The following is a 1,954-nucleotide window of genomic DNA, read 5'->3' as shown; positions in this document are numbered from 1 at the left end:
TACTTTTGGAATGGAAATACTTTCCAACACCAAAAATTCTAGACCCGATATTATTACCCTAAAAACGAGTACCCGGTAATACTGGGTACTCGTTTTTTTGATCCTTTGGATGATCAAGCAGGGACGCGCGGAAACTCATTTCGTAATGGTAAGTCAGCTAAATAATAGGTCATAATCAGTGAACCAAGGTCGGGACTATGCTACGATAAATTTAGATTGAATCAGCGAGGTGAGTGGATGGAGTGGCAACAATTATTAATGGAAAATACGGCGTTGATCAATGCACAGATTGTTCAGATTGGGCTGGAACGGGAAGGCCAGCGGGTAACGGTGACCGGTCATTTGGCGGATACGGCATTATCACCAACACTTATCATCGAGTTGTCCGGCCTGCAACGGGACTTTGCGGAGACACAGTTGGAGTTAGTCACCCAACCGCAAGCAAGTGCGGTTGCTGCGTTGCACGCCTTAACGATGCTCACACAACAAGTCCGGCAAAGGCTTCTGCCTGAACTGATTTGGCCGCTAAGCATGCTGCCCACACTTCCACGAGAAGACCGGGATATTCCAATTGCTAAGTTGGATGCGGCCGCTGTCGCCTATCGACAAGGACTTGCTCACCGCTATGGCCGACGACGTCAAATGTTGTCAGGTGTTCACTGTAATGTGAGCTTAGCGGCTAGTCTGATGATGGGATTGTATCAGGCCCAGACAGATAGTCGTGATTTCACTACCTTTCAAAATCGCTGTTACCTGCACATTGCGCAGAATTATTTGCACTATCGCTGGCTACTGACGTATCTTTATGGCTGCTCACCACGCTGCTGGCCACAGTCTGGTCTTACGCCACCAGCCCAGCCCGTTCGAAGCTTACGCAACAGTTCTAGCGGGTATACCAATCGGCCGGGTGTTACGGTCTCGTACGCGTCGTTAAATGACTATTGTCAAACACTGCAAGCGGCCGTTGATAATGGAAAATTAAGTGCGACCAAGGAATTTTACGGTCAGGTTCGATTGCGTCATGCCGGTGGTCATTCACAACTATGTCAGAATGGGATTCAATACTTGGAATTACGTAACTTAGACCTGAACCCATGGGCCGGTGCGGGCGTTGATCTGTCCCAACTGACCTGCTTAACGTGGTTCGTTTTACTGATGCTCTGGTTACCAGTGCCAGCTAGTACGGATAATTGGATTCAGGCGGGTCAGCGCGCCAACGAACAAGTTGCCATCGAAACCCCCATGCAAGTGACTCGACAGCTAACTGAAGGCGAACAACTAGCTGACGCGCTACAAACTATGGCTACCAGTTTACATCAACCACACGCGTTGCAAGTCGCCCAACATATCTTAACTAGTCTGCACGACCCGGCCAACACACTCGCGGCCCGCTGGGAACAACAAACAAACGATTCGCTCGAACGTGCAACCCAACTTGCACTCCAGCTGGCTGCGACACCACATTTTAATGCTTGAATATACTGAAATCGGCGTACACACGTGTTGGCACGTTAGGACGCACATCGGCGGACGAACAACAAACCAACTAATAAGGGTTCTGGTGCAAATTTTCCTCGCTGACTTGATTTTAGTATACTTGGTACCAAGAAACGAGGGATTGCGCGCATGAATCACTTTAAGGGACGCCACTTTCAAAAGGACATCATCTTAGTAGCCGTTGGCTACTACTTCAGATTTAATTTGAGTTATCGTGATGTCGTTGAGATTTTACGTGATCGTGGAATTACTGTTCATCATACAACGATTATGCGCTGGGTTCATCACTACGGACCAATCTTTCAGGTGTTGTGGCGTCGGCATAAACATTCAGCTTCTCAAAGTTGGCGAGTGGATGAGACTTACATCAAGGTTAAAGGTCAATGGTGCTATTTGTATCGCGCCATTGACAATCAGGGATTAACGCTAGACTTTGAGTTACGTAAACATCGTGATT

Annotated in this window: 2 protein-coding genes; both read left to right on the top strand. The window is 47.9% G+C overall.

The features are described from left to right. The first annotated feature begins 237 nt into the window (after positions 1-237). A complete protein-coding gene (locus tag ATN92_RS12560; protein WP_056950611.1) occupies positions 238-1,476 on the top strand; it encodes a glutamate--cysteine ligase in 1,239 nt (412 codons plus the stop codon). Positions 1,477-1,626: 150 nt separating this feature from the next. Beyond that, on the top strand, positions 1,627-1,954 hold a 328-nt coding region (locus ATN92_RS12555; RefSeq protein WP_158106619.1), incomplete at its 3' end, for an IS6 family transposase.

This window comes from Companilactobacillus bobalius, from assembly GCF_009764355.1.
The sequence above is the reverse complement of the archived record's forward strand: the minus strand, read 5'-3'. Positions and strand labels throughout refer to the sequence as shown.